Source organism: Arthrobacter sp. (genome assembly GCF_031179985.1).
Taxonomy (GTDB): domain Bacteria; phylum Actinomycetota; class Actinomycetes; order Actinomycetales; family Micrococcaceae; genus Arthrobacter.
The window spans coordinates 17,394-43,070 of record NZ_JAPSHJ010000032.1; the positions used below are offsets into that span (position 1 = coordinate 17,394).

The following is a 25,677-nucleotide window of genomic DNA, read 5'->3' on the forward strand; positions in this document are numbered from 1 at the left end:
CGAAAACCTGCGGAAAACCACCCGCGTCAGAGCCTCAAGGGGTGGGCCGGCCCCATAGGATGGTTCACATGAACGCCGAGTTCCACCAGACCGGTCTGAGTCCCGATGCCGATTGGTGGCGCCAGGCGGCCGTCTACCAGATCTACCCCCGCAGTTTTGCTGACTCCAACGCGGACGGGCTGGGCGACCTTCCTGGGATCACCGCGAAGGCCTCGTACCTGCAGTCATTAGGCATCGAGGCGGTCTGGCTGAGCCCCTTTTATCCCTCCGCTTTGGCCGATGGCGGTTATGACGTTGACGACTATCGGGACGTCGACCCGAGGTTGGGGACACTTGAAGACTTCGACGGGCTGCTTGCCGCCCTTCACCACGCGGGGATCCGCCTGATCGTGGATATTGTTCCCAACCACTCCTCCAACCGGCACGTCTGGTTCCGGGAAGCGCTCGCTGCACCACCGGGTTCAGCGGCCCGCGAACGCTACATTTTCCGGGACGGAACCGGCCCCGACGGTTCCCAGCCGCCGTCGGACTGGCTCTCTCATTTCGGCGGCAGCGCCTGGACCCAGGTGGCGGATGGCCAGTGGTATCTTCATCTGTTCAGCCCGGAGCAGCCGGACTTCAACTGGGACAATCCGGAGGTCCGGGAGGACTTCCTGGGAACGCTCCGCTTCTGGTCGGACCGGGGAGTGGACGGGTTCCGTGTCGATGTGGCCCACGGCATGGCCAAGGATCTGTCCGAACCGCTCAGGAGCAGGCCCACCCCGGACCCGCGTATCACGCCCGACGACGGCACCGACCCGTTGTTTGACCGGGACGACGTCCACCGCATCTTCGCAGAGTGGCGCAAGGTGCTGAACGAGTACGATCCGCCACGCGCAGCAGTCGCGGAAGCCTGGGCTCCCACTGCCCCGCGGCGTGCGCTCTATGCAAGGCCCACCGGCCTGGGCCAGGCCTTCAACTTCGACCTCCTCGAGGCCAACTGGGAGCCAGAGACCTTCGGGACAATCATCGCCACCAACCTTGCCGAAGCCGGACTGTCGGGCGCCTCCTCCACCTGGGTGCTTTCCAGTCACGATGTCGTCCGCCATGCCTCCCGCTATGGGCTTCCTCCCGGAGTGGACTTCCAGGCGTGGCTGCTCTCTGGCGGATCATCGCCTGCCGAGGACAGAAACGTGGGATTGGCACGGGCCCGCGCCGCAACACTCCTGATGCTGGCCCTGCCAGGATCCTCCTACCTTTACCAAGGCGAGGAACTGGGTCTTTTCGAGGTTGCGGATCTTCCCGAAAGCGTCCTGCAGGATCCCATCTGGGCACGGACCGGCCAGCGTGAAAAGGGCCGGGATGGCTGCCGGGTTCCGCTCCCGTGGACCGCCGACGCCCCCTTTTTCGGATTCAGCACTACGCAACCGCACCTGCCCCAGCCAGCGTGGTTTGGCCCATTGTCGGTAGCCTCGCAGGACGCTGATCCGGGTTCCACCCTGCAGTTCTACCGCCGCGCGCTCCGGCTGCGCCGAAAGCTGCGGTCCGCTGAGACGCTCAGCTGGGTTCAGGGGCACCGCCCTGACGTCCTGCATTTCGTGCGCCCTGGAGGGTGGCACAGCATCAGCAATTTCGGCCCTGAACCCGTCGCGCTGCCCGAGGGCGAAGTCGTCATCACCAGCGGGCCGCTGGTCAAAGGCACGCTCCCGGTGGATACGGCTGCCTGGGTCATCGCTGATTCCTGAATTAACCATTGCGCTGCTCAAGTGATGCGTGCCATACTCTTTCTCGATGCGTATCGACGAAGCGTATCGATGTTCGATTTCGCCGGAACTACTGATACGGGAGGGGGCGGAACCCATGCCAACCAGCAAGGATGTTGCCCTCGCCGCGGGAGTAGCCCAAAGTACTGTTTCTTACGTCCTGAGCGGTAAGCGCCCCATATCGGATGAGACAAGAAAAAAGGTGGAGGCTGCAATTGAACAGCTCACCTACCACCCAAACGCCGGAGCCCGCGCACTTGCGAGCCGCCGGACCCGCGTGATCGGCCTGGTCATTCCCTTCATACCCGAATTACATATGGCCTCCCTCATGGAATTTGTCTCATGCATCGCGTCAACCGCGAGGCAGCACGACCACGACATCCTCCTGGTGACGGAAGACGAGGGTGCAGACGGGCTCCGCCGCGTCGTCGGGCAGCAAATCTGTGACGGGCTGATCCTGATGCAGGTGGCCGGAGAAGACGAACGGCTTCCTGTTGCCCGCGCTTTGAAGGTTCCGGTGGTACTCATTGGAATTCCACGAGATCCCTCCGGCCTCGTTTGCATCGACGCCGACTTTGAACTGGCCGGGCAAATGGCAGTCCACGATCTCGCCGCTGCCGGACATTCCACAATTGGAGTCATCGCCTGGCAGCCTGAGGTTGTGGAACGTCAGGTCAACTACGTCGACCGCTTCGTGCGGGGCACCAACCAGGCAGCGAAAGAGCTGGGGGTGAAGCTAATCCACGTGGTTGGCGGAACCGATGTCGGCACCATTTCCAGGTCGGTGGATGAGGTGCTGGGCCGGACCACGGGCCAGCCAGCTTTCATCGCACCGGAGGGAATCGTGCAGGAGATTCTGCTCCGGGCTCTCTCCGCCCGAGGGCTGACGCCGGGAACCAACGTTTCCGTCATCGGCAGCGCATCACCGGCACTGGCGGAACTCCAACCCGTACCCTTGTCAACTATCGACCTCCGCCCCCGTGAAGTCTCCCGCCGGGCAGTGCAGATTATCTGCAGTCTGCTCGAATCCGGTTCAGAGGGACCCCACGAATCCCTGGAGCTGGTGCCGCCCACGATCACGCACAGATCCAGCGTCATCCGCCCCGCCAAAGCCAAAGCAAGCTAGACCAATCAACCAGCCTCTCCACTGCCGTTGCGTTTTACGCGTGATCGATACGCATCGACTACAGAATCGAATGACAGATTCCTCAGGGAATTCCAAGAGAACCACTATCAGAAGGACAGACAATGAAGTCAGCATTCACCCGAAACAGGCCGCTCGCCACCGCCGTCACAGCACTGGTGGGTCTTCCACTCCTGCTCGCAGGATGTGGGGCCTCTTCGGGCTCCGCCGGTTCTGAAAATGTCACGGAAATCTCCGTGATGGACTACTACAACAATGAGCCGGACAAATCGTTCATCGGCGATGCCCTGAACAGCTGTGCGGCAGAGGCCGGAGTCACGCTTAAGCGCGAGACAGTGCCCGGCAAATCCCTGATCTCGAAGGTCCTCCAGCAGTCATCATCGAAAACGCTGCCGGATGTCCTGATGCTGGACAACCCCGATCTTCAACAGATCGCTGCAACCGGTGCACTGGCGCCGTTGTCGGACTTCAAGGTAAGCACCGAAGATTTCGCTCCCGGTGTGCTGAGTGCGGGAACTTACAAAGACAAGGTCTACGGCCTCGCCCCCACCGTCAACACCATTGCCCTTTTCTACAACAAGGACATCCTGGCCAAGGCAGGCGTCACCCCGCCTGCAACGTGGGATGAACTGGAAGCGGCAGCAGCAAAGCTGACAGAGGGAGACCAATACGGCCTGGCCTTCAACGCCAACCCCACCTATGAAGGCACGTGGCAGTTCCTTCCCCTGATGTGGTCCAACGGCGGGGACGAGAAAAACATCAACACGCCGGAAACCACCCAGGCATTGCAGCTGTGGACGGATCTGGTGAAAGATGGCTCAGTCTCCTCCTCGGCCCTCAACTGGACCCAGGCCGACGTCAACGATCAGTTCCTGGCAGGCAAAGCGGCGATGATGGTCAATGGGCCCTGGCAGATCCCCGCGCTGAGCAAGCAGCCCTCGCTGCAGTACGGCGTCGTGAAGATCCCCGTCCGCGAGGCCGGCCAGACGGCGGTGGCCCCGCTGGGCGGAGAAGTCTGGACCGTTCCGCAGACAGGCAACAAGGCACGCCAGGCTAAGGCCGCAGAGATCGTTTCCTGCCTGAACAGCGACAAAAACCAGATGTCCATGGCCAAGGCACGGAACACCATTCCGTCCAAGACCTCGCTGGCGGAGACCTTCGCAAAAGAAAACCCCAAGCTCGCAACGTTCACGGAACTCGTCAAGACAGCACGGGCGCGTACCGGGCAGCTCGGTGACGGATGGCCGGCGCAGGCGACCAAGATCTACACCGCGATCCAGGCCGCGCTGACCGGGAGCGCCTCTCCGGGGGACGCACTGAAGCAAGCCCAGGGCCAGTAAGAGGGAGTCATGTCACTAGCAGCTGACTTGTCACCTTCGAAGGCGCAATCCAGGCAGCATGGGCCGGCGGTGGATCAGGCACCCTTGGTTCCGCGCCGGCGCAACCGCCATCGAAAAGAACGCCTTTTCCAGTGGCTCTTCCTGGTACCGGCCGTTGTCTATATGGCCCTGTTCTTTGGCTACCCCGTGGTCAAGAACGTGATCATGAGCTTCCAGGACTACACCACAGCCACCTTCTTCACGGGAGAAGCCCCCTGGGTGGGCGTGCAGAACTACGTCACCGTACTGTCGTCGTCGTTGTTCTCAACATCGCTTTTGAACACGGCATTGTTCACCATCGGATCCATCCTGGGGCAGTTCGTGATCGGCCTTGCCCTTGCCATCTTCTTTCAGCGCAAATTTCCACTCAACGGGATCCTCCGCTCACTGCTCCTGCTCCCGTGGCTGCTGCCGCTGATTGTGTCCAGCGCCGTTTGGCGGTGGATCCTGGACAAGGACAGCGGCGCGCTGAACCGCTTCCTCGGGGATCTGAACATCATCGAGACAGGTGTTCCCTGGCTGACCAGCACATCGCTGGCGCTGATTGCCGTCGTCGGGGTAAACATCTGGATCGGGATTCCGTTCAACCTGACCATCCTCTACGGCGGGCTGCAGGAAATTCCGGACGAACTCTATGAAGCGGGCTCCCTCGACGGAGCCACGGGCTGGAAGGCCTTCCGCTACATCACCTGGCCCATGCTCAAGCCGGTAGTCAGCGTGGTCCTGGTGCTCGGGGTCGTCTACACGCTCAAGGTGCTGGACATCATCCTGGGTCTGACGAACGGCGGTCCTGCCAACTCCACGCAAACCATTGCCACTCAGTCCTATGCCCTGTCCTTCCAGGAGTTCAAGTTCGGCGAAGGTGCAGCGCTGGGGAACGTCCTGGTGATCATTTCGCTGGTGTTTGCAGTCCTGTACCTCCGGGCGAGCAGGAGGGCAGTCGATGAGTAAGGAAACCATGACCCGGCCGATTCACAAGAAGGCTGAGCCCCGGAACTGGGGGAACACAGCCCTGGCCATCCTGTTCCTGGCCATCATGCTCTTTCCGGTGTACTGGATGATCAACGCGTCCTTGCAGCCGAACGGAGCCACGGTGGACACAACCTGGCTGCCCCTCAACCCGGATTTCACGGGCTATCTCACGGCCATCCGGGAGCAGGGGCCAAACCTTGTGACGAGCCTGGTCATCTCGCTCGGCAGTGTGCTGTTGAGCCTGGCCATCGCCGCACCCGCCGCCTACGCCCTGGCCTACTTCAAGGTCAAAGGCGCCGGGGTGGTGCTGTTCGCCATCCTGATCAGCCAGATGATCCCAGGGATCGTCGTAGCGAATGCGCTGTACACGGCCTACAACGATTTGGGTTTGTTGAACTCGATCCCCGGACTGATCCTGGCGGATTCGGCCCATGGAATACCGTTCGCCATCCTGATCATTCGGGCGTTCATGAACGGCTTGCCTTCATCAGTGATCGAAGCGGCAAAGGTCGACGGTGCCGGGCATCTGCGGGCATTCTTCTCGATTGTCATTCCGCTGAGCCGCAATTCACTGATTACCGCAGGCCTCTTCACCTTCTTGTTCGCATGGAGCGATTTCCTCTTCGCCCTGACGCTCACCACCACAGAGGCAGTCCGGCCGGTAACACTGGGCATCTTCCAGTACATCGGCGCCTACGTGAACGACTGGAGTTCGGTGATGGCCACGGCCGTCCTGGCCTCCATCCCTGCGATCATCCTGCTCGTGGCGGCGCAGAAATACATCGCGGCGGGCACCTCCAGCGGAGCTGTTAAGTAGTTTCAATCCAACCCCAATCCGAACCAAAATTCAGGAGAGACCATGACCACCAGCGCAAACGCCGCTGAAACAGCACAAATCCGTGTCACCGTGTGGAGTGAAAACCAGCACGAGAAGCACGACGAACTCGTGGCCCGCCTGTACCCAAAGGGCATGCACGGAGCCGTCAAGGAAGGCATCGAGGAGAACCTCGGCACCAGGGTAACCGTCCGCACAGCCACGCTGGATGACCCCGAACACGGCCTTACAGAAGAGGTTCTGGCGAACACTGACGTCCTGACCTGGTGGGGCCATATGTCCCATGCCGACGTCAGTGACGAAGTTGTGGAGCGCGTGCACCGCCACGTGCTCTCCGGGATGGGCCTGATCGTTCTGCATTCGGGCCACTGGTCCAAGATCTTCACAAAGCTCATGGGCACCTCCTGCACCCTGCGCTGGCGCTCCGAGCAGGACCGCGAACTCGTGTGGACTGTGGATCCCACCCACCCCATCGCCAAGGGTGTTCCGCACCCCATCGTGATAGACGAGCAGGAGATGTATGGCGAGTTCTTCGACATCCCCGCTCCGGAGGAACTTGTGTTCATCAGCTCCTTCAGCGGAGGGGAAGTGTTCCGCTCCGGCTGCACCTTCCGCCGTGGCCATGGCAAGATCTTCTTCTTCAGCCCGGGCGACCAGGACTACCCGGTGTACCACCACAAGGACGTCCGCCGCGTGATCTCAAATGCGGTCGAGTGGGCACTCACTGACCGTCCCGAGCGCGTTTACCCGGAGCTGCTCCGCTACGAAACCAACGATTTCTTCAACGGCAAGAGCTACCAGGGAGCCAGGGCGTGAGCAACTCCTTTGCCACCATTCCCGACGACGGGACTCCCCTGCGCGTCGTCGTCGTCGGCGCCGGCGGTATGGGCCGCGCGTGGCTGAACGCCGTGGAGGTGTCCCCTCTTGTCGAACTCGCGGGAATCGTTGACCTCGATCTCGCGGCTGCCAGTGCCGGTGCCGCGGCGGTAGGCCGCCCTGTTCCCGTGGGAACGGGCACCGCCCGGTTAGCGGCCGACGTCGGCGCCCAGGCTGTCATCAACGTCACCGTTCCGGCCGCACACCACCCGGTAACCACCGAGGCGCTGGCAGCAGGGCTGCCGGTCCTGGGTGAGAAACCGGTGGCTTCCACGCTGGCCCAGGGGATGTCCCTCGCGGCCGCTGCCGAGCTTTCCGGGCAGCTCTTTATGGTGAGCCAGTCCCGCCGGTACAACCCCCAGCTTTTTGCCGCCAAGCGCCTCGCCTCCTCGATCGGGAACGTCGGTATTGTGTCGGCGGACTTCTTCAAAGCCCCCCGTTTCGGCGGATTCCGTGACGCCATGGAGCATCCACTCCTGCTGGACATGGCCATCCACCAATTCGACATGGCCAGGTTCCTGCTGGACGCGGATCCGGTGTCCGTTTTCTGCGAGGAGTACAACCCATCCTGGAGCTGGTACCGGGGTGATGCCGCGGCCACGGCCATCTTCGAGATGTCCGGCGGCGAACGATTTGTCTTCACTGGCAGCTGGTGCAGCCCTGGCCTTGAGACGTCCTGGAATGCAGCGTGGCGGATCAGCGGTGAGCATGGATCGGTGATCTGGGATGGGGACAATGAGCCCCTCGTGGAGTCTGCCGCTGCTTATCGTGAACCTGTCGGCGAGCTCGAAAGCGAGGATCCGGGCCAGGAGATCGCTGGCGCGCTGGTTGATTTCGTGTCGGCGCTCCGGACTGGTGCCACGCCCATGGGGCAGGTTCACCAGAACATCATGAGCCTGGCCATGGTGGAGTCGGCCGTGCTGAGTGCTTCCAGCGGGAAGAGGGTTATGGTGGATGCCCTCCTGGAGGAGTCCTACGCCCAGTGCCTCGCCGCCGAGCGCAATCCTGAGGTCCTGGAGATTCTGCGGTCGTGGCCGACCGTCCGGGCTGCACTGGTGGCGGAGCCAAGCCGGCTGCCCTAGGCAAGGACGGTCACGGCTGCGGCCAGCCGCGGAACTTGAGGTGATTTTTTGCGAAACTGACGAAATTTTTGATGTTGTCCGGCCATTCTGGGTCCATAACGCCGGAAACCCAGCAGCCGGGGTCATGTCAACGGTCAAAGACGTCATCAAGGAGCGCCAACATGGATCCGATCGCAGACCTCAAATACAGGGTCACGTCATGAATTCCGGGCTGCTGGCCCTGGCTTCCTTTGGAGCCACTCTGCCCGGCATGATCCTGTTGGTCCTCGGACAGACCATGGTGGTGGTTTGCCTGTGCTTTGACTTGGTCGGCATGCTCTCGGTGCCCAGATCCCACGGCAGGTACGTGGCCAACACTGGTTTCCGCACACTGGCCTTGCCATCGATTCTGGTCACCGCTGTGGGCGTTCTGATGGACGCGGCCTTCTGGGCGTGGATGGACGTGGCGTTCGGGACGTTCATCATGGTGGCCCTGGTCTTCCGTCTCCACGCCAGCAAGGACGAAGACAACTGGTGGAAGGGCAAAGGCAAGAAACTGGCCCGTTGGTTCCGGGATCAGACGGAGACGCGGTTGGTCCCGGCACGGGCGGCCGGCTAGCTGCAGTCCTGTCAATGGGTGGGGAGTCAGGGCCTCAGCGTAGCTCTCAGGGCTTCATCATTGACGCGGGTGGGCCGGGAAATGGTGCCGCCGGGTAAAGTCCAGCAACCTGCAGCATGTAGTTCACCCATTGCGGGCCGGCGATCATATAGCCGTCAACCCGCTGATAGAACTTGCCGTTGATGGTCAGATTGTGGCCCGGCCGGCTCTGACCTTCCAGGGTGTCCCCAAAGAATGATGCGGTGGAAAGTCCGGAAGTGTAGCCAGCCACCCAACTGGCGCCGTTGTTGTTGGACGTTCCGGTCTTGGCGGCCGTGGGAAGTTTGTCGTGGATCTTGGGGTTGATGTGTACCCCTGATCCCACTTTCAACACGTCCTGCAGGACTGCATTCACACCGCGGGCAACTTCGGGTTTGATAGCGTCCCGGCAGCTGGTTGATTGAGCCGGGAATTTTCGCCCGCTGGGATCGGTGACGTCAAGGATGGCGATCGGAGTGCAGTATTTGCCGTCATTCGCGAAGGTCGCAAAGGCATTGGCCAAATGGAGCGGGGCAACCCCGATTGCTCCGAGGAGGTTGCCGAGTTGGTGCATGTTGACTGGAGCACCATCCAGGCCGCTGTGGATCCCTACTGCGTCCACCATCTTTTGGATTCCGCAGAAGTCCAGCTGGGTGGCCGACGCGAACGTCGCTGTGTTGATGGAGTTGTACAGCCCATAGTTGATGGGCATTTTCCGGTAGTACCCTTCATCGGCATTCTGCAGGTCGTCCGCGGTTCCCAGGCCAGCATTCTTTTCGGCCGTGCTGTAGCCGCCTAGCACCTTCCCGCAACTGGACCGCCACGGAAAATTAAGCGGATAGGTCCGCCGCGAGGCATCCACTTCGGCCGTCATGGATTTGCCCTCATTGAGCCATTGGGCAAACGTGAACGGCTTCATAGTAGATCCGGGCTGGAAGCCGCCGGCCCCGTTGAGGTCACCTCCGTTGGCGTCCTTGGCATCGACGTTGAAGTTCAGCTGAGTATCAAACTTGCCTTCCTGAGGAAGGAAAACAGTGTTCTGGGCCATGGACAGGATTCTTCCGGTACCTGGCTGGACCGTTACCAGGGCAGCGCCCCACTTATCAGGGTTGGGCCCTGCCGTCGCGTCCACCTGGGCCTGGGCTGGCCCCTGCAATCTGCTGTCCAATGTGGTGATGATGGTCAGTCCGCCGCGGTAGAGGTGCCGCTCACGCTCGGAAATATCAGCGCCGTACGCAGGGTCGTTGAGGATCAGGTGCGAGACATAGTCGCAGAAATACACGGCCATTTCGGCCCCAGCGCAGCCTTGCTTTGACGGCGTGATCTTAAGTTCGACGCCGGAGGCCACGGCCGCGTCATGCTCTGCCTGCTGAATCATCCGCTCTTCGAGCATGTTTCCGAGCACCTGGTTACGCCGCTGCAGCGCGTTTTCAGGATTCACTGAGGGGTCGTAGAAGCTGGGACTGTTGACCAGCCCCGCGAGCAACGCGGACTGTTGCAAATTTAGCTCTTTGGCCGACGTGCTGAAGAAATACCGGGATGCGGCTTCTATCCCGTAGGCATTGGCATTGAAGAAAACAATGTTCAGGTAGCCCTCGAGTATCTGGTCCTTGGTGAACTTCTTCTCAAGTTCAAGGGCCAGCTTCATCTCACGCAGCTTGTCACCGATTGTTTTTTGGCCGCTGAGCACGATTTCTTCGGTGTTGCCTTCGGAGAGGCGGGATTCGTTGAGGACGTTGGTGACATATTGCTGGGTAATCGTGGACGCACCCTGCCGCCCCCCGCTGCTGAGGTTCGAACTCAGTGCCCGCACAATGCCTTGAGGATCAACGCCTGCGTGCTCGTGAAAACGGCTGTCCTCGATGGCAATAACGGCATTCTTCATATGGGGCGAGATTTGGTCCAGCGGTACGCGCACGCGGTTCTCGGCATAGAACGTGGCAATGGGTTTACCGTCAGCAGTGAGAACCTTGGTGGATTGCGATGGAGCGTCTACGTCCAGTTCGCCCGGGAGGTTGTTGAAAAAGGCAACGGAATTGCTCACAGTCGTCCCTGTGACGGCCACTGCGGGCACCACAAAACCGGCCGCAATCACGCCACACAGCACACTCACCACCAAAAATCCGAGGACCCTTGCGAGGGCCCCACCAAGAGTCAGCTTTGGGCTATCTTTCAGCTCCATGGCTCTCCAACTCAACGTGGTGCAACGTGTTTCCACAATACGCCCGGCCGACTCGGCGTTCCAGAGGCCCGCCGCGGTGAACGGCCCCCGCCATCCGCTCAGCGTCCTCCCACCTACACGTGGAATACTTCCGGTGGAAGACTTGAACCCCCTCCTTTTCCTGCAGATCCATGCCAGAAAGTAGACATGAAGGAACCACGCCGCCCCCTGCCTTGCCTCCGCATGCCAGGCCAAAGCTGGCTGTTACTGGCAGCGTCCTTCGGACTGTTTGCGCTGACGCTGGGGCTGGGATATCTGGGGAAAACCTACGGATCCCCGGGGCCGGACCTGGCAATGGATCAACTGCTCGTTCCCGGGCGAAACCCCGTGCTCACAGGACTGTTCCTCACCGCTGATGCCATCTTTTCCCCGCTGGGGAACATCATTATTCTCGCGCTCGCCTGCCTGCTCCTGATGATTCTGAAGAAGCCGCTCACAGCGATCGCGTTCGGATCGCTGGTTGCCGTTGGGTGGCTGTCTTCCGAATTGGGGAAAATCGCAGTCCTCCGGCTAAGACCACCGGCGGACGCCACGCAAGCCCTGATCGCAGAAGCCGGCCACGACAGCTTCCCCAGCGGGCACACGGCGTTCGCAGCGGCGCTCGTGTGGGGTGCCATTCTCGTGCTGGCGCAGACCCGGCATCAACGAACAGTCGCTGCCGTCGCCGGCGCAGTTCTCGTCATAGTGGTTGCATACTCCCGCCTGTATCTGGGCGTGCATTACCCCAGTGATGTTTTGGGTGCCGTACTCATCAGTACGGCCGCCGTACTGTTCTGGCTGCCCGTCTGGAACAGGCTGATCGAACCGCCATTGCGCAGGTCCTCCCTCATGGTCAGAATGGCTAATACTCCAAAAGGAGGAGGTGGCAGATGAGTAAGGACATCCAGATGGTTCTGGAAAAAGCCGATGAAGAAATGATTTTCCTGGGCCCCGATCATCCCTACTACGGGCTGCTGGCAGCTCTGGTCACCTCTGTGAGGAATGCCTGGCAGGAGGGTCACGACAGTGCATCCGGGGGTCCCGCAGAGAACCCCTACGGTTTCAGGTCAAGAGGCCCGCTCTAAGCATCCGCCCTGACACGAACCATCCTCAACGCGGCCGACATGACGGAAGCCCCTGCGCGAGCCTGTGACTCAAGCGCGGGGGCTTCCAGGCACTCCGGTCTTCGGGGGAAAGCGGAGGCTTAGAGAACAAAGTACAGCGTATTCAGGCTGCAAAAGCCCAAAAAATGCGTTCTTGATTCAACCTTGAGTCAGACTTATGGCGGTAGCGGTTTCCGGCGCTCAAGCGGGCATGAGGCTATGCTGGAAGAAGCCGGCTTGTGGGCTGGGGAACCCCCGAAAGGGGTCTGAGCCCACGCCCCCGAACCCGACCAAGAGGCAATCATGTCCAAACAGCTTCCCCTCGACGAACTCTCTTCTGTCATCGCCCGGGTGAAGGGACTCCTCCTTACCGAGGAGAAAGTTGACCGCGCTGTACAGTTGCTCGCAGCAGCCGCAAAGCAGGCCATTCCGGGGACGCTGGGGGCAGGTATCTCCCTCCTCGATACGCAGGGCAGACGCACCAGCAGCGCGGCCACCGACAAGATTGTGGAACGGGCGGATACCGCACAATACGAGCTGGGGCAGGGACCATGCCTGACCGCATGGGCTTCGGAAGCAACAATTCTCGTCGAGGACGTGCAGACGGAAACCCGGTGGCCGGAATGGTGCGCCGCAATGAAGGATCTCCCCATCCGTTCAGTGTTGAGCACCCCACTGACAGCGGGCAAAGAATCACTCGGCGCGCTAAAAATCTACGCCGCCCAGCCCGGGATCTATGACGGGGAAACAAGCCGGCTCCTTCAACTCTTCGCAGGCCCTGCCGCCACCCTCCTGGCGAACGTCCAGAGTTCTGAAACGCCGCGCCGCATCAGCAATTCGCTCGAAACTGCGCTTTACAGCAGGGACACCGTAGCGAGGGCGACCGGGATATTGATGGAGCGGCATGGACTAAGCAGCGACGACGCAATGCAAGAACTCCTGAGCCGCGTCCGTACAGACCGGACAACGCTCTTGGAAGAGTGCAGTCGGATCATTGCGGCTATACCGGGACGCCGCGGGTAGAGGAGTCACCGATGGGGTTCGAAGCCCACGAAGAAGAACAGTGCCGGCTGCTCAGGAAGGCACTTAAATCCGCTGACATCACCCCAGCGGACCTATGGCTGGCGTATTTCAGCATCGGTGGAGCTGTGGGTGAATACGAGGTCGACGCGTACCTGCAGGGACTATTCTCCCTGCCCATGCTGCAGCGGGACCTGCTGGCCTGCGCCGCCAACGAACTGATCGAAGCAGTTCCACCGCTGCCACGTGCCCCTTACGCTGAGGAGCTCGAGGACAGCCACGACGCCGGCGGCACCGGCACAAAGAACTCCAAGAGGAACACCTGAAGCAGGCAGGAGGGGTTCAGTCAGGGATCTCCATCTGGAAGCCGCAATTGCATCTGAGGACGCGGGTCCGAAGGTAAACGTCCAGGAGCGCTTCAGGCTCCCGCTCCGTTTTCATGGCGGCATAGGCGTTGCGGAGCTCGGAACCGGCCACGTGCATAGGTTCACCGCAGTGGATGTATTCCCCGCCAAACTGCAATACCCCCAGCGACCTTGGGGGCCCGGGACGGTTGAGGATCGCCGCCACCTGCGGCACACCAGCAGCATGCTCGTAGAAGAATTCACACTCCCCGCACGTGTAGGAAACCCTGACGTGGTCCCGTTCCCCTCCTTCGGGTGCTTCGATTGACTCGACGATCAGGAAACGATCGGTATGACATTGGGTGCACCACAGCCGCTGGCTGTAGGGATGGTGGGCGCCGCCTGGAACGAAGCGGTTGGAGATGGTCGACACTGACAGAACTCCTGCTGTATGGGAGGCCTATGCCCACGCTGCTTGAGCGATGCTCCCGAGATCAGGCTAACGTCCGCCAGCCAATCCGACAAGCACCCGGCTCCGTCCACAAGACGCCCCTCGCACCCCCTACTCGTCAAAGTGGGTGTGCACAGCCGAGCCCTCACTGATGGATGCAATGATCCCCGCGGCCACGTCCCGAAGCTTGATATTCCGGCTGTTCGAGGCCCTGTTCAGCATCTGTTGGGCGGCATCCTGGCTGCACCTGTTCTGCGCCATGATCGCTCCGACAGCGAGGTCAATAGTGGTCCGGGACTGCATTGCGGCCGCGAGGTCATTGCGCGCTTCGGTCAGCTGCGCTATCCGCAGTGCCAGCCGCAGGTTCTTCGAGATCCGTTCCGCAAAATCTTCGGCCTCAGCAATGTCCTCCCCGGAGAATCCATGGGCCTCCGGCGAGTACAGATTAAGCGCCGCCCTCGTTTCCCCTTCGAGAGGAAGCGGCACACCCAGAATGGACAGGATGCCCTGACCTCCTACGGCATGGACATAGTCCGGCCAGCGTGATTCATCACGGAGATCCGGCACATGAATGGTGGCCATTTCCTTCATCGCAGTCAGGCACGGCCCCTCACCGAAAGTGTTCTGCAGCTCGTCCATGGCCCGTGCGCAATCATTGCTGCTGGCAATTGTCAGTGCCCGTTTCCGCCGGATTACGGTGATGCCACAGTAGACACTCAGGCCTGGCTTGGACAGGCTGCCCGCGGAGTAGGCCGCGAGCTCGTTAAGAAACTCCCCCACGTCTGAGCTGTCCAACACCAGGTCCTGCAGATGGAGTCCAATCTCCGCCGCCGTTTCCTTCTTGGCGTCACCGGCCATGGGAAGGCCCCCTCTCCACCTTGCCTCAACACGTAGGCGGGAAACTCCAGCGAGGCACAGGCAGGCATGGCCCGGACGCTGCTGAACGGTACTCTCCAGAATAGTCCTTCCGGGCGGGACTGTGCGGGTCCCAGGCACGCATCCTGGTCATCACGCCAGGGACAGAACGAAGGAAAGCACAAAGCCTGCGGCTGTGCTCAAGGCCACCGCAGGGCCGCCGTGCTCATAGGCCTCTGGCATGAGTGTGTCGGCGAGCGAAGCTATGACGGCACCGGCGGCGAACGCCAAAGGCAGTGAAATTGTTCCGGGGTCGCTTCCCGAAAGCGGCCCTGCGCCAAGGACGACTGCCAGCACCAATAGCACAGCACAGGCTGTCCACAGCCCGATGACCAGGCCTGAAGCTCTTCCCTGCGCCTTCATGGACGACGCCCCCACAAGGGCCTCCGGCAGGTTTGAAACAAAGATGGCCGCCAGCAAGGCCAGCCCGCCGGTCCCTTCCCCGAGCGAGATACCAAGGGCGACGTTCTCCGGAACCCCGTCCAGCGTCACCGCGGCAAGGAGGGCCATTCCGGCAGCGCCGCGGGTGGACGAAGCCGTGGGTGGGCGGTCGGAAGCCGCGGCGTCCGTATCAAGTTTGGCACTCCCCTGGAACTCATCTGCGGGAGCGCCTCCGGCTCCCGGCTGGGCCCATCGGTCCAGCAGGGCACTGAGGCCTGTAAATACCGCAGCGCCGGCAAAAAGCCCAATGGCGGCCCGCTCTATTCCACCCCGTTCGTAGGCGTCTTCGAAGAGTTCAAATGTCAGGGCGGTGATGAGCGCGCCCGAGGCAAAGGAGAGGAGGATAGCGAGGAGCCGCTTGGGCAACTCGAACCTCACGCCGATGAAGGCCCCGACCAGCAAGGCGCTGGAGGCCACTGCGCCAAAGAGGACCGCCATCAACATTTTGTCAGTATGGATCCGGCGCGGTCCGGGAACAATAGGCCCGGACAACAGGCAGGACAATACTGCGGACGATTTGCTTCGGCTCCCCTTGCATGTTGATGATCGAGTTTGTTCGTTCGTGTTCGCATTCCTTGTGGGTCGCCTGTGGCGGTAATAGCGTCGGCGGGTAGCGGATCGGCTGGACGTCGTTGACGGATGACGGCAGCCCGATCAAGAACTCTCCAACGACGAAGGGCTGAACAATGACGATTTCCGAAGGCCGGTTCCGGCGCTCGGCGGCAATGGCCGTCATGGCTGCAACAGCAGCGTCGGGACTGGTGGCTTTCTCCGGCAGTGAGGCTCCTGCAACTGCCGCCGAAACGGTAGGTACTCCTGTCACCATCACTCCCAACCCTGCCAGCAAGGGCAAGGCCTTCCAGGGTTGGGGGACCAGCCTCGTCTGGTTCGCCAACGCCACAGGCGGTTACCCGGAGGAGATCCGTGAAGAGCTGTACCAGAAGGTCTTTGGCGAGAACGGCTTGAACCTCAACATTGCCCGCTACAACGTGGGCGGAGGAAGCGCATCCGACGTAGCCAATTACCTCAACGACGGCAGCGCCGTGGAGGGCTGGTGGAACCCGGTAACGGAAGCTACCGCCGAGAAGCCCGTACTTTCGAATCTGTACCGGCCTGACGGTTCAGTGGACGCGACGCAGGCAAACAAGCTCGCATTCCTGAACCAGTGGAACCCGGATGACCCCGCCTCCTACAACCCCGACGCCGACAAAACCCAGCGGTGGTGGGTGGAACGCCTCGCAGCCGACCAGAAGATCACTCATTGGGAAGCCTTCAGCAACTCGCCACCCTGGTTCATGACCAAAAGCGGGTACGTCTCAGGCCAGGTCAGCACCAACAAGGGCGAGAACCTGTTGCCCCAGGCTGAGCAGAAGTTTGCCGCCTACATGAAGAAGTCCGTCGAACTTCTGGAGAAGGGAAGCGGCATCAAGGTTGACACCATTGACCCCTTCAACGAGCCGAACTCCGGCTACTGGTCAACGACCATCGACAGCGTCACCGGCAAGCCACCCACTTCCTACACCCAGAAGCAGGAAGGCGCCCTGATCTACCCGCCCGCGCAGGACCGCGTCACCAAGCTGCTGGCGGGCGAGCTCGGCAAGGACGGCACCACCACTGATGCCGTCATTTCCGCGATGGACGAGACAGATCCCACGAAGTTCATGAACAATTGGAACGCCTACAGCCAGCAGGCAAAGGACGCCGTCGCCCAGCTCAACGTCCACACCTACGGCACCAACGACCGGCGCCGCGTCCGGGACCTCGCGAAATCCACCCAGAAACCCCTGTGGATGAGTGAAGTAGGCGGTTCCTGGGGCGGCAACCCTGCCCTCGGGGACACCACAGGAGGCTGGGACCGCTCCAACATTAATAACGGCCTTGGCATCGCGGGCCGCATGGTCAACGATCTCCGCGAGCTTGAGCCGGAGGCCTGGGTCTTCTGGCAGCCGGTGGAGGACACCTACAAGCAGGAACACGGAAATGGTGGCTGGGGCTCCATTTACGTCGACTTCGACTGCAACTATGAAGGCCGTGTGGGCTCTTCCAACCGCCGGCTCAACGACGGCGACTCCGCTCAGGACGCCAAGTGCCGTGTCCTGACAAACCAGAAATACAACACCACGCGAAACTTCACGCACTACGTCCGTCCTGGCGATTTCCTCATCGCCAACGACAACCCGGAGACCGCGAGCGCATTGCGGGCAGACGGCAGCGGTGCCACGCTGGTGCACTTCAATGACAACGCGGCCCCCGAGACGGTTACTATCGACCTCTCCAAGTTCGGCAGCATTGGCGACGGCGCCACAGTCACCCCCGTGATCACCACGAAGTCGCCCATTGAGGACATCGAACGCAACGCCCTGATCAAGGGTGCAGCGGTACCTGTGGACCGTGCAGGAAAGAAGGCAACGCTGGAGATTCCGGCTGCGTCAGTAGTAACCTTCCTGGTGGATGGCGTCAGCGGTGTGGCTGAAGACGCCCCCGCCGTGAAAGACGGCCACACCTACCAGGTTGGCGGCGAAGCCAGCGGAAAGTACCTCACGGCTAAAGCGGACTCCACTGTTTCCATCCAGGACCTTGGCGCGAATGCCACGGAAATCGCGCCACAGCTGTGGACGTTCAACGCCGTGAAGGCCGACGACGAATACGCCCACGACCGGCGGTTTGTTGTCACCAACAAGGATGGCAAGGTGCTGACTGGGGATGGCGGGATCCTGAACGGAAGCCAGTCGGGGTCTGCCCGTCTCGCCAGCCTGAGCCTGGAGGAGGCCAAGGCCCAGCCCAAGGCCCAGTGGATCGTGAGCACCGAAAACGGGAAGCAATGGACGCTGGTGAACGCTGCTGCCGCCATCGCGCTCCAGGTTTCCGGCAGCCAGACCGCTGCCGGCTCTTCAGTGGCCCTGGCCTCATCCAGCGGATCGACGGCCACCGCCACCAGCAATGTCCACCAGGCGTGGGGATTCGAGGACCTCGAGGACCTGGTGCTGCAGGGAACCCGGAGGGTTGACCTCAGCACTCCCCTTGGTGTTGCCCCCGCTTTGCCCGGCACAGTCGTTCCGCTGTACGAGAAGGGACCGGGAAGCCCCATCGCGGTCCAGTGGGAAGCAGTGGACCCGGCAGTCTGGAACAAGCGCGGGACCGTGACACTGCATGGATCAGGCGTCGACCGCTACGGCAAAACCTTCAACGACGCCGAGCTCGTAGTCACCGTCGGCAAGTACGTGGCCACCGATCCTGTCTCGCTGACGGTGGGCGTTGGATCGGCCGTCACAGAGGTCCGGGCTGCTGCTCCCACGCATGTTCCGGGCCAGATCGGCACCGGGACAGCCAGGAACAACCTTGCAGTGACGTGGGACTGGAGCACTTTGTCTGCAGCCGTGCTGGAATCCACCGGGACGGTCACCGTCGCCGGTAAGGCGGCAACCGGCGTCGCCGGTTCCAAGCCTCTGGACGCGGTCCTTACCGTCCTGGTGGTGGACCGCGTAGCCAGCACCCATATCTGCAAGGAGGACACCTCGACGACGGCGACCGCCAGTTACTCGGAAGCCTCCTATGCACCGAAAAACACGTGCGACGGCAACACCACCACGCGGTGGTCCAACTGGGTGGGCGGCGGCCGGAATGCTGACAGCCTGAGCTACGCCTTCACCCGCAACTACACGGTGGATTCGGTCACTGTGACCCTTGCCGAACACGCAGCCCAAAGCCTGAGCGTCCAGTTCCAGGACAGACAGGGAGGCTGGCAGGAAACCTCGGCAGGTGTGATTACCGGCCTCACCACGACGTCCCCCGTGAAGGTGACCTTCAACCCCGTGACCACCCGCGGCATCCGCGTCTCGCTGGCCACTCCCGGTTCTTACACCAAGGTTGCCGAGGTTGCGATTTCGGGAACACGGCTGGCTGATGCGGGAGCTGCGGAACTTGGCCGCCTGCTCGTGGATCAAAGATCCGTCGTCGGCTTCGACTCCGGAACCACTGAATACAAGGTGCTGACGGCGTCGACGGAGGTTCCCACCGTCGCGGGCTATGCCCTGGACACGAACGCAAACGTCTCAGTCGCTCAGGCTACAGTGCAGAATCCCCTTGCTATAGTCACGGTAAAAGCACCGAACGGCGCGTTCAAGGAGTACCGGGTGGCCTTCGTTACTGGCAAGCAGGAATGCCTGAACGGAGGCTGGGCCACCAACGTGGAACCTGGTTTCAAGGGTGAAGGAGAATGCGTCAGCTACTTCGCCACTGAAAAGTAGGGCCGGCAGCAATAGCGGGAGCCCCGTCAGGACCGTCCGGTTCAGGCGGGGTTCCCGTCGTATTGGGCATGGTTGGCCACTCGCGTCCCTGGTCCCGGGCTATCCTGACACCAACCGAAAATCAGACAAACTCAGACGTCCTGCTGCGGAGGCATTGCTGTGGAAACTGACAAGACCGCGGGTGGCGAGGCTGCGGCCAAACCTGCCACGATCTATGAGGTGGCGCGGCTGGCCGGCGTTTCACATCAGACGGTGTCCAGGCATTTACGGGGCAGCGGAGGACTCAGACCCGCCACGGTTTCCAAAGTCCAGCAGGCCATCGTGGAGCTGAATTACAGCCCGAACATGGCTGCGCGTTCCCTGAGGACCAGGCAGGTCTACCGGATAGTCATCATCGTTCCGGAAGCCACTCAATTTGTCCCGGTGAGGATGCTCAATGGGGCTTCGGCGGCTGCCCATGAGGCTGGCTACCTGGTGGATGTGATCGCGCTTGAAGGCATGGGAGACACCCGCTCAAGCCGCCTCCTGGGACTTCTCGGGAGCGAGCAACCGGCGGGAGTCCTGTCATTTGTCCCATTGGGCGGCATGCAGCAGCACCTCGATGCCGCGCACTCCGGCGTTCCCATTGTGGTGGCCGGAGAATATGACGACAAGATGCGGGCCCGCGGTACCCTTGCCGACGGCTCCGCGGCAGCGCAGATCGTGGAACATCTCGCAACACTGGGTCACCGCCGGTTTTTTCATGTGGCGGGACCGGAGCAATGGCCTTCCGCCAGGAACAGGCGGGCCGTCTACCGGGAGGCGATTGCCCGGCTGGGCCTGACCTCTGTTGGTGAATCCCAAGGCGACTGGTCCGCCGCCTCGGGCTACCAGGCCGGACTAAAACTCCCGATGGACGCCGGGGTGACGGCCGTGTTCGCAGCCAACGACCAGATGGCAAGCGGCCTGATGAGGGCCCTTCATGAACGTGGCCTCAAGGTGCCTGGAGACATCAGCGTCTGTGGCTGGGACGACCTTCCCGAATCCCGCTATCTGGTTCCCTCACTCACCACGGTGAGCATGGACCTTGAAGCCCAGGGCCGGCAGGCAATGAGCGAGCTCGTGGGCATCATCCAAGGGAACACGGCCAGCAAGACTCCGGTCCAGTCGTCGCCTGATGACACCAGGCCAGGCCTGATCGAACTGGTGATCCGCGAGTCCACGGCAGCTCCCAACCCCACACGACTGGCAGCCTTCGACCACTAGGTTGGGGCTGCCTGCGAAGCCCTGAGTTGAGGGGTCATTTCCTGGCACTGCCGTAACTTGCCCCGTTCCATTGACAGCTAAAGTGATCGATAACATAATCGTTTGTTATCGATCACTTTCGGTGCAGGGGTACGGAACCAGCAGGGCCGCCAAAGGACAAACCCAAGGAGCAAATTATGTGGAATCCGCACGCTGGCCCGCTGCGCATAGGAATCATAGGGACGGGAGGCATTGCCCACGCGCATGCCGACGCCCTTTCCACGCAGGAGAACGTTGAGCTAGCCGTGGCAGTTGATCTTGATCCTGGCCGGTGCAGGGAATTCGCCGCTAAATGGGGCATGCAGAGGACGGCGCCCGATCTCCGCACAGCTGCTGCCAATGGAGAGCTGGACCTCGTAGTCATCTGCACTCCCCCGGCAAGCCACATGGGCCTTGCCCTGGAGGCCCTCGCCATGGACCTGCATGTGGTCATCGAAAAACCTCCTGCTCTTTCGCTGGAACAAATGAGCACCCTGATAAAGGCGGAGGCTGCATCCCGCGGATCTGTCAGCTGCGTCTTCCAGCACCGGTTCGGCTCCGGTGCCCAGCGCGTTCTGGCCCTGCACGGCGCAGGCCGGCTGGGCCGGCCGCTCGTGGGAACGTGCAACACATTGTGGTTCAGGAACCAGGCGTACTTTGATGTGCCTTGGCGGGGACTCTGGGATGTGGAAGGCGGCGGCCCCACCATGGGGCACGGAATCCACCAGTTCGATCTGTTGGTGCACCTTTTCGGCCCCTGGCAGGAAGTCACAGCCTTCGCCTCCAAGCTTGCAAGGAAAACGGACACCGAGGATGTGTCAGCCGGTGTGGTCCGGTTCCAGTCGGGAGCAATCGCCACCATCATGAACTCGGTAATTTCCCCGCGCGAAACCTCCCAGCTTCGGCTGGACTTTGAGCACGCCACCCTGGAGCTGGAGCATCTCTACGGCTACGACAACGATCACTGGACGCTGACGCCGGCACCCGGATCGGAGGAACTCGCAGAATTGTGGGCGGCTGCTGAAACCAACATCCCCAGCGGTCACAGCGCGCAGTACAGCGTGATTCTGGACCAGCTTAAAGGTGGAGAAGTACCGCCAGTCTCGCTGGCCGGAGCGTACCCCACCATGGAACTGGCCGCCGCGATCTATGCCTCCAGCATCACAGAAAAAACAATCCGCAAAGGTGAAATTAATAAAGGGCACGCGTTTTTCACCCGGATGGACGGCCACAGGGAACCGTGGAAGCAGCAGCCCGCCGAATTGTCCGGGGAAGTTCCCGAAAAAGAGAGCGCAAACGTATGAGCGCCGGGATTGAATGGGAGGACAGCGGCAGGGCAATATCGGTGCGCGTCGGCGGCGTCGAAATTGCCGGCTATACCTACATTCCGGACGACGCGCAGCGCGAATCACCGCGGCCAGGTTTCCAAACACTGCGGACGCTTGCCGGAGACGCACTGAGTGTTTTCCGCCCTCACGACCACACCTGGCACAAGGGCCTCGCTTGGTCGCTGCCGCACCTGGGCGAAGACAACTTCTGGGGCGGCCCCAGTTATCGCCGGGGCAAGGATTATCGGTGGTTGCCAAACAACGGTTCCATGGAACACCAGGACCTTATTGATGCAGGCATGGTTGAGGATCGCTTCCGTTTCAGCCATTCGCTCGCATGGTGGAGCCAGTCCCGGGAACACGTGGTTGATGAGCTTCGCACGTTGGAAATCTCGAAGTCCCCGGATGACGGTTCCTGGGCCATCGCCTTCGAAACGTCCATGCAGAACGTGTCCGGCCATGACATCAGGATCGGTTCACCCACCACGGAGGGACGCGAGAATGCGGGTTACGGGGGTCTCTTCTGGCGGGGACCGCGGGATTTCACCGGCGGCCGGATTCTGGGGCCGGACGGGCGCTCCGGAGAAGAACTGCGCGGCGGCCGTGGAGAATGGCTCGCCTTCGTAGGGCAGCATGACGGCACGGGCAACCACTCCACTGTGATGATGGTGGACGATCACCGCAACGCGCAGCATCCACCCGAATGGTTCACGCGCAGCGAGCCCTTTGCCTGCATGGGGCCGGCACCGTTCTTCAGCGAAGAGGTCCTCTTTAGCAGCGGAGCCACCCTGACCAGCCGCTACTCCTTCGTCGCGGCCAACGGTGAGTCCACCGAAGAAAGGCTTGCCGACCTCGCGGAAGCCGGACGGCAGGCACTCGAAAACCTGAAAGTGGGCAGCACGCGATGAGCATTGTGCAGGAACTGCCGTTTTTCCCTGGTGGGACCGCAGTGACGCGGCTCGCCGTTTACGATTGGGCTGCTGAAGATGGGGTCTGCGGCGGTTCGCCGCATCTGCACACCGCATCCACCGAGGCCTACCTGGTCATCGGCGGGACAGGACAGGTGGAGACCCTCAGCAGCCACGGTTATGCAGCCCACGATCTGACCGCCGGAAACCTGTTGTGGTTCAGCCCCGGAACTGTTCACCGGCTCATCAACGGCGGAGACCTTGACCTTCTGGTGGTGATGCAAAACGCAGGGCTCCCCGAAGCCGGAGACGCCGTCCTCACCTTCGGGCCGGAGGTCCTCGCAGACCCCGAACGGTACCGGCGGCTGGCCACCTTGCCGTCGCCGGACGCCGGCGAAGAGGTGGTTGCCGCAGCTGCCCTGGCCCGGCGGGACGCCGCTTTGGCCGGCTATGCGGAGCTAAGGGCCGACGTCGAACACCGTGGCTATGCGGCGTTGGAGGAATTCCACAAGGCGGCAGTGAACGTGGTGCGGAGGCGGGTTCCGGAGTGGCGGAAGCTGTGGGCCGATAAGGTCCTGGCTGAGGCCCAAGAAACAGACACCTGGCTTACTGACCTGGAGCAAGGTGAGGGCTCACACCTTGCCAAGGCATCGGTGGCGCGGGCCAACCCCCGGAGCGCAGAGCGGCTGTTCGGAATGTGCGGAAGGCTGCAGACCTGGGCCCCGGGGATACCTGCCTGATTGCGTAGCCTAAACGTCACCACCGGCTTCGCGCATTGCCGCCCTGAAGCGGTCACCGAGCAGTTGCAGCCGTTCCACGGGCTCGTTGCTGAACACGAGCCGGAGGTGACGGTTTGCAACTTCTCCGCCCCAGCCTGTCATGGCCGTGGCAGCCACGCCGTGGCGTAAAAGGACGCGGGAAAGATCGCCAGGGTCGACGCCGTGTTCCACGGTATCCAGGATCTGGGACCAGCCGCCGGCTGCCGGGATCATGGCAAAACCGTCGAGGGCAGCAGTGAGGGCATCGCGGCGCCGCTGCCACTCCTCGACGCACTGCGCAAGACCGCCGTCGCCGTCGTTCAATGCGGCGATCAGGCCGGCTTGGGCTATGCCGCCCGGCGTGATGCCGTTATAGATGTGGACGACGGCGAGATCCGACATGACTTCAGCCGGCGCCACGATCCAGCCGATGCGCCAACCGATCATCCGCTGCTCGATGGAGGCTGCGCCAATAATTACTGTCCGCTCCCGCATTCCGGGGTACGTTACCGGGCTCAGGATCGGCTGCCCATCATAGATAACCCCTTCCATGAATGACCAGTAGATCAGCCAAAGGTCCTGATCAACACATAAGTGAGTAAGGGCCCTCCACTCCTCTTCGTTGAGCCGGTAGCCCGAAGGGAAGGATGGATTTTGGAGGAAAACAGCTCGTGTCCGTGGCGAGACGGCGGCTTCCAACGCCTCAAGATCCAGCCGCCATGCGTTGTCGGACACCCTCATCGGCACGAGCACGGGCACTCCTCCGGCCAGATATACGCGATTCAGCATGCCGGCGTAGGTCGGGTCCGTCATCAGGATTTCGTCCTCTGGATCCGTCACTGCCAGGAGTGCATTAAGCAGGCAATCACCGTCGCTGGATGTCAGGATCACTTCGGACGACGGGTCATAAGCGATGCCCGTCCGCTCGGCTATTTGCGCGGCTACCGCCTGTTTGGCAGCAAGCTGCCCGGTAAAAGGAAGGTATGAGTTCGCGGAATCCATTCCGACTGCCGCACGGGTTGCCTCTATTGCAGCCAAGGGCGGCAGGAGGTCAGTGTCAAGATTTTCCAGCCTGAGGATGGCGGGGTCGTCCCCTGCCGCCGCGGCTACTGTGTCGATACTGAATCCGGCTACATGGTGCAGCCGGCGGGGCCGGGATCTCATCGGATTGCCTCGTTTCGAAAACAGCTGCCCGGCCGCAGTTGCGGCCAGCAGGGCTACAAGCGGACGGTGGAATACGGCCGGCTGGGAAGGTTCCCCGCCATCCATGGACGCACGGAAGGCTCCACGGGAGTGTGCCCCCGGCCGTCGCGGATCACCAGGACGACCGTGCCGATCATGGCCGCCAAGGAAACCAGGCCGAGGAGGATGAGCACCACGGCCATTGCCACAGACATTTTCATGCACCTCGTGGCTTCAATATTACGGCTGTGCTTTCGGCCCGGTCGAGGGCTTCCGCAGCACTTCCGGCGTGTCAGGCGCGGCAGTTGAGGGCCGTTGACCGCTGTCTGCCTACTATGGTCTCGGTTGAGCAGTGGCCTCCGTTTCCTCTGAGGATTGCCATGACCTGCACACTGCACCGCGCCGGATCGGCCGCCAGCGAATTCAACCGCCGCTGCCGGATTCACCGCCGCAAAATCCACCGCCTCTGTCCGCTCCATGCCCTTCCTTGGCCACGGCCTGGCATGAGACCAAGGGGCTGACATGCGGAAGGAATTCATTCCGGGCGCTGCCGTTCTGGGCGGTGTCCTGCTTTTCTGGGCGGCAGCAGTACTGGGGAACTTGTCGTTCCTCAGTGCACCCAAACCACCCCTGGCCACCCTTGCCTGGCTGATCTTCGTTTATTCGGCAGTCGCCATCACGCCCATTGTTGGAGGGCTGGCAGCAGCTGACCTTGTTCGCCGATGGCAGCGGAGCAGCAATAACGGGTCCCGACGGGGTCGGGAGCACGGCCCTGAAGGTACTGGCGCCTAAGACACCGGCCGCATGAGCGGAGGATTCAGCACGGCCCGGGCCGGATGTCCGGGTTCCGGCCGGGCGGCGGCGACCAGCC

24 protein-coding genes are annotated in these 25,677 nt (G+C 61.8%); 18 read left to right on the forward strand and 6 right to left on the reverse strand.

Going from position 1 to position 25,677, the window contains the following annotated elements; genetic code table 11:
* Nucleotides 1-68 precede the first annotated feature (68 nt).
* The 8 genes from RIN13_RS14190 to RIN13_RS14225 all read left to right on the forward strand — a co-directional run bounded on the left by RIN13_RS14190 (nt 69) and on the right by RIN13_RS14225 (nt 8,628).
* Nucleotides 69-1,724, forward strand: a complete 1,656-nt coding sequence (locus RIN13_RS14190) for a glycoside hydrolase family 13 protein (RefSeq protein WP_309107985.1) — start codon at nt 69-71, stop codon at nt 1,722-1,724.
* A 115-nt stretch (nt 1,725-1,839) separates the two neighbouring features.
* Complete coding sequence (locus tag RIN13_RS14195; protein ID WP_309107986.1) at nt 1,840-2,868, forward strand: LacI family DNA-binding transcriptional regulator; 1,029 nt, start codon at nt 1,840-1,842, stop codon at nt 2,866-2,868.
* Between the two features lie 122 nt (nt 2,869-2,990).
* Entirely contained in the window at nt 2,991-4,226 is a 1,236-nt protein-coding gene (locus tag RIN13_RS14200; RefSeq protein ID WP_309107987.1) for an ABC transporter substrate-binding protein, read from the forward strand.
* A 9-nt stretch (nt 4,227-4,235) separates the two neighbouring features.
* Nucleotides 4,236-5,216, forward strand: coding sequence for a sugar ABC transporter permease (locus tag RIN13_RS14205; RefSeq protein WP_309107988.1), 981 nt, complete (start codon nt 4,236-4,238; stop codon nt 5,214-5,216).
* Complete coding sequence (locus tag RIN13_RS14210; RefSeq protein ID WP_309107989.1) at nt 5,209-6,054, forward strand: carbohydrate ABC transporter permease; 846 nt, start codon at nt 5,209-5,211, stop codon at nt 6,052-6,054. The genes RIN13_RS14205 and RIN13_RS14210 overlap by 8 nt, the downstream gene beginning before the upstream one ends.
* 42 nt (nt 6,055-6,096) lie before the next feature.
* Complete coding sequence (locus RIN13_RS14215; protein WP_309107990.1) at nt 6,097-6,888, forward strand: ThuA domain-containing protein; 792 nt, start codon at nt 6,097-6,099, stop codon at nt 6,886-6,888.
* Nucleotides 6,885-8,030: a Gfo/Idh/MocA family oxidoreductase gene (locus RIN13_RS14220; protein ID WP_309107991.1), complete on the forward strand. Its 1,146-nt coding sequence runs from the start codon at nt 6,885-6,887 to the stop codon at nt 8,028-8,030. Before RIN13_RS14215 ends, RIN13_RS14220 begins: the two co-directional genes overlap by 4 nt.
* 199 nt (nt 8,031-8,229) lie before the next feature.
* Nucleotides 8,230-8,628, forward strand: coding sequence for a hypothetical protein (locus RIN13_RS14225; protein WP_309107992.1), 399 nt, complete (start codon nt 8,230-8,232; stop codon nt 8,626-8,628).
* A 46-nt stretch (nt 8,629-8,674) separates the two neighbouring features.
* On the opposite strand, the gene RIN13_RS14230 is transcribed toward RIN13_RS14225, so the two are convergent.
* Nucleotides 8,675-10,828 (reverse strand): transglycosylase domain-containing protein, encoded by a 2,154-nt coding sequence (locus tag RIN13_RS14230; RefSeq protein WP_309107993.1) that lies wholly within the window; start codon nt 10,826-10,828, stop codon nt 8,675-8,677.
* A gap of 186 nt (nt 10,829-11,014) precedes the next feature.
* Here RIN13_RS14230 and RIN13_RS14235 point away from each other — a divergent pair, with 186 nt between their 5' ends.
* The 4 genes from RIN13_RS14235 to RIN13_RS14250 all read left to right on the forward strand — a co-directional run bounded on the left by RIN13_RS14235 (nt 11,015) and on the right by RIN13_RS14250 (nt 13,295).
* Entirely contained in the window at nt 11,015-11,740 is a 726-nt protein-coding gene (locus RIN13_RS14235; RefSeq protein WP_309107994.1) for a phosphatase PAP2 family protein, read from the forward strand.
* Nucleotides 11,737-11,931, forward strand: coding sequence for a hypothetical protein (locus tag RIN13_RS14240; RefSeq protein ID WP_309107995.1), 195 nt, complete (start codon nt 11,737-11,739; stop codon nt 11,929-11,931). Before RIN13_RS14235 ends, RIN13_RS14240 begins: the two co-directional genes overlap by 4 nt.
* A 321-nt stretch (nt 11,932-12,252) precedes the next feature.
* On the forward strand, nt 12,253-12,972 hold the full coding sequence (locus tag RIN13_RS14245) for a GAF and ANTAR domain-containing protein (protein ID WP_309107996.1): 720 nt from the start codon (nt 12,253-12,255) through the stop codon (nt 12,970-12,972).
* 11 nt (nt 12,973-12,983) lie between these two features.
* A complete protein-coding gene (locus tag RIN13_RS14250; protein WP_309107997.1) occupies nt 12,984-13,295 on the forward strand; it encodes a hypothetical protein in 312 nt (103 codons plus the stop codon).
* A gap of 16 nt (nt 13,296-13,311) precedes the next feature.
* On the opposite strand, the gene RIN13_RS14255 is transcribed toward RIN13_RS14250, so the two are convergent.
* The 3 genes from RIN13_RS14255 to RIN13_RS14265 form a co-directional block, all read right to left on the reverse strand.
* Nucleotides 13,312-13,746 carry a hypothetical protein gene (locus RIN13_RS14255; protein ID WP_309107998.1) on the reverse strand — a complete coding sequence of 145 codons (435 nt, stop codon included), beginning with the start codon at nt 13,744-13,746 and terminating at the stop codon, nt 13,312-13,314.
* 129 nt (nt 13,747-13,875) lie between these two features.
* Nucleotides 13,876-14,622, reverse strand: coding sequence for a GAF and ANTAR domain-containing protein (locus tag RIN13_RS14260; protein ID WP_309107999.1), 747 nt, complete (start codon nt 14,620-14,622; stop codon nt 13,876-13,878).
* A gap of 150 nt (nt 14,623-14,772) precedes the next feature.
* Entirely contained in the window at nt 14,773-15,564 is a 792-nt protein-coding gene (locus RIN13_RS14265; RefSeq protein WP_309108000.1) for a zinc permease, read from the reverse strand.
* Between the two features lie 242 nt (nt 15,565-15,806).
* On the opposite strand from RIN13_RS14265, the gene RIN13_RS14270 reads away from it, so the two are divergent.
* The 5 genes from RIN13_RS14270 to RIN13_RS14290 all read left to right on the forward strand — a co-directional run bounded on the left by RIN13_RS14270 (nt 15,807) and on the right by RIN13_RS14290 (nt 23,606).
* Nucleotides 15,807-19,367: a discoidin domain-containing protein gene (locus tag RIN13_RS14270; RefSeq protein WP_309108001.1), complete on the forward strand. Its 3,561-nt coding sequence runs from the start codon at nt 15,807-15,809 to the stop codon at nt 19,365-19,367.
* Nucleotides 19,368-19,526: 159 nt separating this feature from the next.
* Nucleotides 19,527-20,612, forward strand: coding sequence for a LacI family DNA-binding transcriptional regulator (locus RIN13_RS14275; protein WP_309108002.1), 1,086 nt, complete (start codon nt 19,527-19,529; stop codon nt 20,610-20,612).
* A gap of 176 nt (nt 20,613-20,788) precedes the next feature.
* On the forward strand, nt 20,789-21,934 hold the full coding sequence (locus RIN13_RS14280; protein WP_309108003.1) for a Gfo/Idh/MocA family oxidoreductase: 1,146 nt from the start codon (nt 20,789-20,791) through the stop codon (nt 21,932-21,934).
* Nucleotides 21,931-22,866 (forward strand): PmoA family protein, encoded by a 936-nt coding sequence (locus tag RIN13_RS14285; protein ID WP_309108004.1) that lies wholly within the window; start codon nt 21,931-21,933, stop codon nt 22,864-22,866. Before RIN13_RS14280 ends, RIN13_RS14285 begins: the two co-directional genes overlap by 4 nt.
* Nucleotides 22,863-23,606, forward strand: coding sequence for a cupin domain-containing protein (locus tag RIN13_RS14290; protein ID WP_309108005.1), 744 nt, complete (start codon nt 22,863-22,865; stop codon nt 23,604-23,606). The genes RIN13_RS14285 and RIN13_RS14290 overlap by 4 nt, the downstream gene beginning before the upstream one ends.
* A gap of 9 nt (nt 23,607-23,615) precedes the next feature.
* On the opposite strand, the gene RIN13_RS14295 is transcribed toward RIN13_RS14290, so the two are convergent.
* Together RIN13_RS14295 and RIN13_RS14300 are read right to left on the reverse strand one after the other, a co-directional pair.
* A complete protein-coding gene (locus RIN13_RS14295) occupies nt 23,616-24,788 on the reverse strand; it encodes a pyridoxal phosphate-dependent aminotransferase (RefSeq protein ID WP_309108006.1) in 1,173 nt (390 codons plus the stop codon).
* A gap of 53 nt (nt 24,789-24,841) precedes the next feature.
* Nucleotides 24,842-25,021, reverse strand: a complete 180-nt coding sequence (locus RIN13_RS14300; protein ID WP_309108007.1) for a hypothetical protein — start codon at nt 25,019-25,021, stop codon at nt 24,842-24,844.
* Nucleotides 25,022-25,328: 307 nt separating this feature from the next.
* Between RIN13_RS14300 and RIN13_RS14305 the strand changes: the two genes are divergently transcribed.
* Nucleotides 25,329-25,598 (forward strand): hypothetical protein, encoded by a 270-nt coding sequence (locus tag RIN13_RS14305; protein WP_309108008.1) that lies wholly within the window; start codon nt 25,329-25,331, stop codon nt 25,596-25,598.
* Nucleotides 25,599-25,677 lie beyond the last annotated feature (79 nt).

Excerpts from the sequence above, each read along its gene's own strand:
- RIN13_RS14190 (WP_309107985.1), top strand. The coding sequence starts at position 69 with ATGAACGCCGAGTTCCACCAGACCGGTCTGAGTCCCGATGCCGATTGG.
- RIN13_RS14195 (WP_309107986.1), top strand. The coding sequence starts at position 1,840 with ATGCCAACCAGCAAGGATGTTGCCCTCGCCGCGGGAGTAGCCCAAAGT.
- RIN13_RS14200 (WP_309107987.1), top strand. The coding sequence starts at position 2,991 with ATGAAGTCAGCATTCACCCGAAACAGGCCGCTCGCCACCGCCGTCACA.
- RIN13_RS14205 (WP_309107988.1), top strand. The coding sequence starts at position 4,236 with ATGTCACTAGCAGCTGACTTGTCACCTTCGAAGGCGCAATCCAGGCAG.
- RIN13_RS14210 (WP_309107989.1), top strand. The coding sequence starts at position 5,209 with ATGAGTAAGGAAACCATGACCCGGCCGATTCACAAGAAGGCTGAGCCC.
- RIN13_RS14215 (WP_309107990.1), top strand. The coding sequence starts at position 6,097 with ATGACCACCAGCGCAAACGCCGCTGAAACAGCACAAATCCGTGTCACC.
- RIN13_RS14225 (WP_309107992.1), top strand. The coding sequence starts at position 8,230 with ATGAATTCCGGGCTGCTGGCCCTGGCTTCCTTTGGAGCCACTCTGCCC.
- RIN13_RS14230 (WP_309107993.1), bottom strand. The coding sequence starts at position 10,828 with ATGGAGCTGAAAGATAGCCCAAAGCTGACTCTTGGTGGGGCCCTCGCA.
- RIN13_RS14235 (WP_309107994.1), top strand. The coding sequence starts at position 11,015 with ATGAAGGAACCACGCCGCCCCCTGCCTTGCCTCCGCATGCCAGGCCAA.
- RIN13_RS14240 (WP_309107995.1), top strand. The coding sequence starts at position 11,737 with ATGAGTAAGGACATCCAGATGGTTCTGGAAAAAGCCGATGAAGAAATG.
- RIN13_RS14245 (WP_309107996.1), top strand. The coding sequence starts at position 12,253 with ATGTCCAAACAGCTTCCCCTCGACGAACTCTCTTCTGTCATCGCCCGG.
- RIN13_RS14250 (WP_309107997.1), top strand. The coding sequence starts at position 12,984 with ATGGGGTTCGAAGCCCACGAAGAAGAACAGTGCCGGCTGCTCAGGAAG.
- RIN13_RS14260 (WP_309107999.1), bottom strand. The coding sequence starts at position 14,622 with ATGGCCGGTGACGCCAAGAAGGAAACGGCGGCGGAGATTGGACTCCAT.
- RIN13_RS14265 (WP_309108000.1), bottom strand. The coding sequence starts at position 15,564 with ATGTTGATGGCGGTCCTCTTTGGCGCAGTGGCCTCCAGCGCCTTGCTG.
- RIN13_RS14270 (WP_309108001.1), top strand. The coding sequence starts at position 15,807 with ATGACGATTTCCGAAGGCCGGTTCCGGCGCTCGGCGGCAATGGCCGTC.
- RIN13_RS14280 (WP_309108003.1), top strand. The coding sequence starts at position 20,789 with ATGTGGAATCCGCACGCTGGCCCGCTGCGCATAGGAATCATAGGGACG.
- RIN13_RS14285 (WP_309108004.1), top strand. The coding sequence starts at position 21,931 with ATGAGCGCCGGGATTGAATGGGAGGACAGCGGCAGGGCAATATCGGTG.
- RIN13_RS14290 (WP_309108005.1), top strand. The coding sequence starts at position 22,863 with ATGAGCATTGTGCAGGAACTGCCGTTTTTCCCTGGTGGGACCGCAGTG.
- RIN13_RS14295 (WP_309108006.1), bottom strand. The coding sequence starts at position 24,788 with ATGAGATCCCGGCCCCGCCGGCTGCACCATGTAGCCGGATTCAGTATC.
- RIN13_RS14300 (WP_309108007.1), bottom strand. The coding sequence starts at position 25,021 with ATGTCTGTGGCAATGGCCGTGGTGCTCATCCTCCTCGGCCTGGTTTCC.
- RIN13_RS14305 (WP_309108008.1), top strand. The coding sequence starts at position 25,329 with ATGCGGAAGGAATTCATTCCGGGCGCTGCCGTTCTGGGCGGTGTCCTG.